3 protein-coding genes and 2 pseudogenes are annotated in these 6,873 nt (G+C 40.1%); 1 reads left to right on the top strand and 4 read right to left on the bottom strand.

Going from position 1 to position 6,873, the window contains the following annotated elements:
• Nucleotides 1-293 (top strand): annotated as a pseudogene (locus tag F6K22_RS26085) (hypothetical protein); the annotation flags it as partial.
• A gap of 85 nt (nucleotides 294-378) precedes the next feature.
• On the opposite strand, the gene F6K22_RS26080 reads toward F6K22_RS26085, so the two are convergent.
• The 4 genes and pseudogenes from F6K22_RS26080 to acs all read right to left on the bottom strand — a co-directional run bounded on the left by F6K22_RS26080 (nucleotide 379) and on the right by acs (nucleotide 6,854).
• Nucleotides 379-990, bottom strand: coding sequence for a DUF6940 family protein (locus F6K22_RS26080; RefSeq protein WP_293104741.1), 612 nt, complete (start codon nucleotides 988-990; stop codon nucleotides 379-381).
• 450 nt (nucleotides 991-1,440) lie between these two features.
• Nucleotides 1,441-3,249 carry a lipoxygenase family protein gene (locus tag F6K22_RS26075; RefSeq protein ID WP_293104738.1) on the bottom strand — a complete coding sequence of 603 codons (1,809 nt, stop codon included), beginning with the start codon at nucleotides 3,247-3,249 and terminating at the stop codon, nucleotides 1,441-1,443.
• A gap of 120 nt (nucleotides 3,250-3,369) precedes the next feature.
• Complete coding sequence (locus F6K22_RS26070; protein WP_293104736.1) at nucleotides 3,370-3,522, bottom strand: hypothetical protein; 153 nt, start codon at nucleotides 3,520-3,522, stop codon at nucleotides 3,370-3,372.
• Between the two features lie 1,365 nt (nucleotides 3,523-4,887).
• Nucleotides 4,888-6,854: pseudogene (acs, locus tag F6K22_RS26065) on the bottom strand (acetate--CoA ligase).
• Nucleotides 6,855-6,873 lie beyond the last annotated feature (19 nt).

Raw genomic sequence — 6,873 nt, 5'->3', positions numbered from 1 at the left:
ATCGGATGATTTTCTGCCGACATTTGGTGCGAAACCCGTGCATGTGGGAGCCTAAGTCCTTCGGACACGCTTCGCGAACAGGAAAGCGTGTTAATCGTGGTTTGTATCGTTCAGCAATAGGTAAATTGATTAATGCCGATACTAATGGTGCTGGAAATATTATCAAAAAAGTAGCAACACAGCTAAGTTTAGATTTAGCCAAGGTTGGTAGGGAAGTTTTGATGCTTCCACAACGATATAAGTTGGACGATATAACTAGAAAATATCGTAAGCAGTGCATCGCGTGGCAATAGCGCCCGCACCCATCACATCCGCTTAGAATCCAGGGTGTTTTAACCCCTGGAGACATCAATTGTTTAGGACTACCGGTTTTTGACCTTAGTAATCCTTGTACACATTGTATCCGTAGTATTTAGGTCGAGAATCTAATCTTACATGAAGCCAAGCCACTCCCCCACCCGCCGTACTCACCCAAAGCGGACTATCTGAAATCTGTTGTTGCACAGTTTGTCCCACAATTCGCCACAATGCCTGTTTTTGAGGATCAGGCGCATGGCGAATGAAGGCTGCTAAATGGGAATAAGCTGAAAACAGAGTTCCTCCTGGAGAAGAATTTGAATCTATTGGAGATGGAACCACAAGTATTGCATCTTTGCCTAAATTTTCAAAGACAACAATTCCATTGTTAACATCATCAGTTGTGAAATAATTCGCAAATGTCATTTTGTCTGGGTTGCTTGCCAACCCAGGAGAATTAAGCAACACAAATTCAAATTGACGCTTGAGAGTATCTTTAGTAATAGGTGGTGTCTCCCAACGATATGTTAAAAAAGGCGACTCAGATAAAAGTGAAATGAAGAAGGCACAGAAGTCTGAGTCAGACTGCCAAAGGTTTAAAACCTCAGCATAAGATATCGGTTTACTATTGTAAGTAACTATGTATTTATGAACGCGACCTTCGTTCAGAATTTCATGGTTAGCATCAAACATTTGTTTATCACAACGTGATTTTATCTAGGGTTTGCTTATGGAAAGTCTTTTGGTTGAGGTAGGGAGTAGGGAGTAGTTAAGAGTTAGGATAAATGGGAGTTATAGAGAATGGCCGTTCATAATAGTCAAAGTGATTTTTCTGCCTCCCATTACCCTACAATCCTCACTTTTTCAGCTCGCTCAATCGAAAAGCTCGCACTTTTTACGGGCTTAAAATTGCTCAAACCTTTATATATCAATACGCGCGATATTTAATCAGCAAGCCCTATCTAAGATAGAAATTTCACTTGCTAAAGCCTTAAGTTAAGATAGATAGGGCTGAAGCCCTACTACAAACAATCAGGACTTACGCAGAGACTCTACTTATGGCGAGGACGAATACCATTCGCCCCTACAGATTGTGGTTTAACAGTCAATTTGCGTAAGTGCTGACAATATTACACTTCAAGCCTAAATATTAATACTTTGGGGAATATTCTCTGGGAGCATAAATTCGTAAGGCATCAAACGCTCAGAACTTTGATTCCTTTGATTAATAGTAGTCGCTGCTGCATTCAAATTTTCTTGAAATTTTTTCCAAGCTGCTTGTAATTGCTGATTTTCTGGGAAAGCAGATGCATAATAATTGCCTAGATTCGTATGGTGAACTGAACCAAGTAAGTACAGGGTATTAATCTGATTTTGAGCTTGAGTTAAGGAGGGTAAACCCTGCATAAAACTTTCCCGATCTTCAATGCTAGTCGGTGGCATCAGATAACGAGCTAACGGAAATCCAGGTACATACATCATATAAGTTTTTTGGGAAAAATTAACTGCCGCGTGTTGAGCACTACCAGTAAAAATAATTGTAGAGACTGCTTTAACTAAATAATCTCGGGTTTTAATGTGTCCCTGACTATCTTCTCCAAAATTTTCTACTCGTCCTCCGTCTAAGGAAGCCAAAGTAGCTGTCCAATTTTGTAAGTCTCGATCTGCCACAATAGCAGCATCGCTAGCATAGTAGATAGACAAATAATCATTAACCCAGGTATGAATAGCATCCCAAATTAATTTGCCATCATCTCGATAGGGGTAGATAGGTAAAGTCTCAGAATTGTTCACTCCGCGAGCGATTAAGGTTTGAGAAAAATCAATAGCATTAAAGTTAAATAAATAACTCTGAGTTCCTCTAGCAGCAATTGATTGATCTGCCCCGACAGTGCTAGCCAAGAGTGAATCTACGGCTTCTCCAGGAGCAACTAAAATGGCGTGGGCACCATAATTAATCAAAACAGTTCCCTCGAAATGAGGAATCAGCAGATTTCTCAAAGGATGATTTTCTGGCAAATAATTGTAGGTTGGTACAATAAAAGGCTCAACCACTAAATGAGTTCTACCTAAATGGGAAATCAATTCGTGATAATTAGAATCTGCCATTTGTACAATATTTTTGGCACTCATCCAAGGTTCTTGCTGACTATCAGCATCTAGTGGTGTAAACAATACCCACTCCTTACTAATGGTAGTCTTTTGATAGCTAATAGCTACTGGAAATAAGGAACGAGAAGAAGACCCCTGTGGAGGAACAGCAAACAAGGCAATGGGAGCGGAAATATACTTTTGTTGGGTAAGATCGTCGCTGATGAAATTGCCATTGGGTAGACCATCTAGTAATTTGTAATCAGAAGCATAAAGTCGCCCCTCTGCTAAAGCATTAGATAAAGAATCTGTGACTCCAAATTTTTCGGCGATCGCTGTATACTGTTTTGGAGTAATCGGTAAACGAGAATCCATTTGAGTAAATTGCTCTAATACAAGAGGGTTCGGTCCAGCAACTTGTAAATAGGCAAAAATATCGTCTCTTTCAAAAGAAAAAGAAATAGCAGGCTTTTTAATAATTTGGTACAACTTATCGTAGTTATCAAGAGTGAGGGATTTTGATGTCTCTAAATCTTTTTTCTCATCTATTTTCGCAACGAATTGCACAATATTTTTTAGACGTTCAATAATAGCCAACTCATCAAAAGCAATTGATTCTTCCCGTTGCTTAATTCCAAATAATTGACTAATTGTATTGTCAAATTTTTGAAAAGATTCTTGTACAACTTGCTCAGATATGCTTTCCTTTTCCTTCAAGCCAGGGAAAGTTTTTTCTAAATTTGTTTCTAGTTTTTCAATTAAAACTTGAATATTTTCTTGAGTTTTTGGTTGACTAATATCACTGTCTAGAGATTCTATATCTCGATTGAGTTCATCCCAATCATTCTGAAACTGCTCCAAAGAATTTTCCCGGTCATAAAGATGGTTATTAATAAGAATTATAATGATGTAAAAAAGGACTTTAAATATCCAGATGATATTCGGAAAAGCTCCCTTTGGTAAAACGGGGAGTCCTAATAACTATGGGACATTGGTCATTGCCAAGGGCGGTAGATAACTATAGTTATATTCGTAGGTTTTGTCTGGAAAAAATTTCTTTTGATGATGTAAAGAGACCAATAAGCTGGCCATTTTGATTAGGGAATGGGAATTTTTGCGTTCCGTTTGAGTCATCGTTAAAACCTCAGTTTTTATTGTTTATAGTTTCCTCAGATGGGTTATTTCAGTTATTAGTACCGACTGCTGCTTGAAATACTGAAATTTATTTTTTTGACCTCCTTAAAAGTTGTTTGAGAAGTCATCGATCCCCCTAAATCCACCTTAATAAGGGGGACTTTACCTTGTATTTCCCCACTTTTCAAGGCGGGCTAGGGCGGATCTAAATCAAAATTCATACTTTTCAAACAAGTTCTTAAAAGGGCAGGAGTTTTGAGACCTTATTTTATTGTCAAAAAATAGCTTTAACCCGAAATGACATTAATTTAGCTTAATCAACTTTATGAGACTTGTGGTCAAAAGTCAAGACTCAGATATTGCACCCAAAAAATTTAGTAATCCTTATGATAATTGTGATTAAATTTCGGTCTACAATTTGTATCTATAGCAATATGATTTTAGTTGTGAGATATTGGAGAATTTTAGGGAACAGGGCAGAAGAAAATGTATCTTATTCAAGGGAACAGAGAACAGAGAACAGAGAACAGGGAACAGGGCAGAAGAAAATGTATCTTATTCATAAGATAACTGCTATATTCTATCCTTTTAAGGAACATCTCAATTCTCACATCTCATTCCTGATTGCTATATCTATAGTATTTAGGTCGAGAATCTAATCTAAGAGGTTGTTTGAGAAGTCATTTATCCCCCTAAATCTCCCCTTAATAAGCTATGCTTTATAAACATCTTTCTTAACACAAAATGTAGACATTAGAGAGAAGTTATGTATTTGCTATTCAATGCAGATTTCAGGAGAGTAAACCTATACAATTAGAGGCTTTTCTCCCCCAACCTCCCCATCTCCCCACCCCCCCCATCTCCCTATCATCAAAGGGTTTTAGGAGTTCTTTATAAGGGATAGCTGAATAAGGGGGACTTTCCTTTGTATTTCCCCCCTTTTCAAGGGCAGGGCTGTTTCAAACTCAAATAAATAATCTATTAAGAGGAGTTGGGGCACCTAATCCGGGATTTGGGGAAAAGTTAGGAAAAACGGGCGATTTTCAAAAGTTCCCAAATAATCTTGGTCAAATCAACGGAATTTCCGAAAAATCCATGGAATCACCAAAATTATAAGTACGATCTTCTTTGGGGAAAATCCTGGGTAAAGCCTGGAAAATTCTCCCCTGCTCCTGTGATCCCTCCTCCCTGCCGTTGATTGCTTATTATTAAGTCATTGTGACTGGAACTTGTGGAAGGAAGCAATCTCTAAAACCCGTGAGATTGCTTCCTATCATCGCAATGACGATTTTTCAGCCAGATTCTATATGAGACCTTATTTTATTGGTCAGAGATTACTTCTGACTTTCGACTTCTGACTTCTTATTAAGCGCCACCCCGTAACTTATCCAAAACACTCCGGTCTTGTAAAGTCGAAGTATCTCCAGCAATTTCCTGACCTGCTGCCAAGGAACGCAACAACCGTCGCATAATCTTACCAGAGCGAGTCTTCGGTAAATCCTCAGTAAACCGAATCTCACCAGGACGAGCGATCGCTCCAATCTCCTGAACAACGTGCTGCTTCAACTCCTTCTCCAAAGCTTCATTAGCTTCCCGCTCCCCTTCCAAAGTCACAAAAGCCACAATATCCTCACCCTTAACCTCATCAGGCTTACCAACAACCGCAGCTTCTGCCACAGCAGGGTGAGACACCAAAGCCGACTCTACTTCCATAGTACCCAGACGATGACCAGACACATTCATCACATCATCAACACGACCCATCACCCAAAAATAACCATCCTCGTCTTTATGAGCACCATCACCAGCAAAATAAATATATTCCCCATTTTTCGGGCGTAGATATTCCCAATAAGTACGACGGAAGCGATCGTCATCACCATAAACAGTCCGCATCATTCCCGGCCAAGGATGCTTAACCACCAAATAACCACCATTATTACCATCCACAGTTTCTCCTTCCTGGTCAACAATATCAGCAATAATGCCAGGGAAAGGCAAAGTCGCCGAACCAGGTTTAGTAGAAGTAGCACCAGGCAAAGGAGTAATCATAAATCCACCAGTTTCAGTTTGCCACCAAGTATCAACTATCGGACAGCGCTCCCCACCAATAACCCGATGATACCAAATCCAAGCTTCTGGGTTAATTGGTTCTCCTACCGTTCCCAACAAACGTAGAGAACTTAAATTTCTAGAATTAGGGTGTTGTTCTCCCATTTTCATTAATGCTCTAATAGCAGTAGGAGCGGTGTAGAAGATGGTAACGCCATATTTTTCTACTACATCCCAGAGACAACCAGGATTAGAAGCTCGTGGTGCGCCTTCATACATGAGACTAGTGGCACCGTTGGAGAGAGGACCGTAGACAATGTAACTGTGACCTGTAATCCAACCTACATCAGCAGTGCACCAATATACATCTGTGTCTTGGAGGTCAAATGCCCATTTATTGGTAACATGGGTATAAAGGTTATAACCGCCTGTAGTGTGTACGACTCCTTTCGGTTTCCCTGTTGTGCCACTTGTGTAGAGGATAAATAGCATATCCTCACTATCCATCGGTTCCGCTGGACATTCCCCAGAAACACCTTTTTGCAGGTCATGCCACCAATGGTCTCGCCCAGACTCCATGTGAATTTCTTGGGCGGTGCGTTTGACAACTAAGACATTTTCCACGGTGGGGGCACCTGCTATTAATGCTTTGTCTACTTGTTCTTTGAGAGGAACAATAGCATCTTTACGCCAACCTCCATCAGCAGTAACAACTAATTTAGCCTCAGCATCAACGAGGCGATTTTTTAAGGCATCAGCACTGAACCCACCAAATACAACTGTATGGGGTGCGCCAATTCTGGCACAGGCTAACATGGCGATCGCTGCTTCGGGAATCATGGGCATATATATACCGACGCGATCGCCTTTTTTTACTCCCAATTGCTTAAATACATTTGCCATTTGACAAACTTCTCTATGCAGTTGGGCATAGGTGAGGGTACGAGAGTCTCCTGGTTCTCCTTCCCATATTAGGGCTGCTTTATTCCGTCGCCAGGTGGTAAGGTGACGGTCTAGGCAGTTATAAGAAATATTAATTTTGCCATTAATAAACCATTTAGCAAATGGTGGTTGCCAGTCGAGAACTTTGTCCCATTTTTGGAACCAGTCTAATTCTGTTTCGGCTAGTTCTGCCCAAAATCCTTCTGGGTCAGTTCTTCCTTTTTCGTAGAGTTCTTTGTATTGGTCTATGCTTTTAATATGGGCTATTTTGGAAAATTCCGTCGGAGGTGAAAAAGACGTTTTTCTTGTAGGATCGATTCAATAGTTGATTCTGACATTTGTTTTTGTATTTATAGT

This window comes from Okeania sp. SIO2F4, from assembly GCF_010672385.1.
Taxonomy (GTDB): Bacteria; Cyanobacteriota; Cyanobacteriia; order Cyanobacteriales; family Microcoleaceae; genus Trichodesmium.
This window is presented reverse-complemented; position numbering and strand designations above follow the sequence as displayed.

Coding starts and splice junctions, on each gene's coding strand:
- F6K22_RS26080 (WP_293104741.1), bottom strand. CDS start 990: ATGTTTGATGCTAACCATGAAATTCTGAACGAAGGTCGCGTTCATAAA.
- F6K22_RS26070 (WP_293104736.1), bottom strand. CDS start 3,522: ATGACTCAAACGGAACGCAAAAATTCCCATTCCCTAATCAAAATGGCC.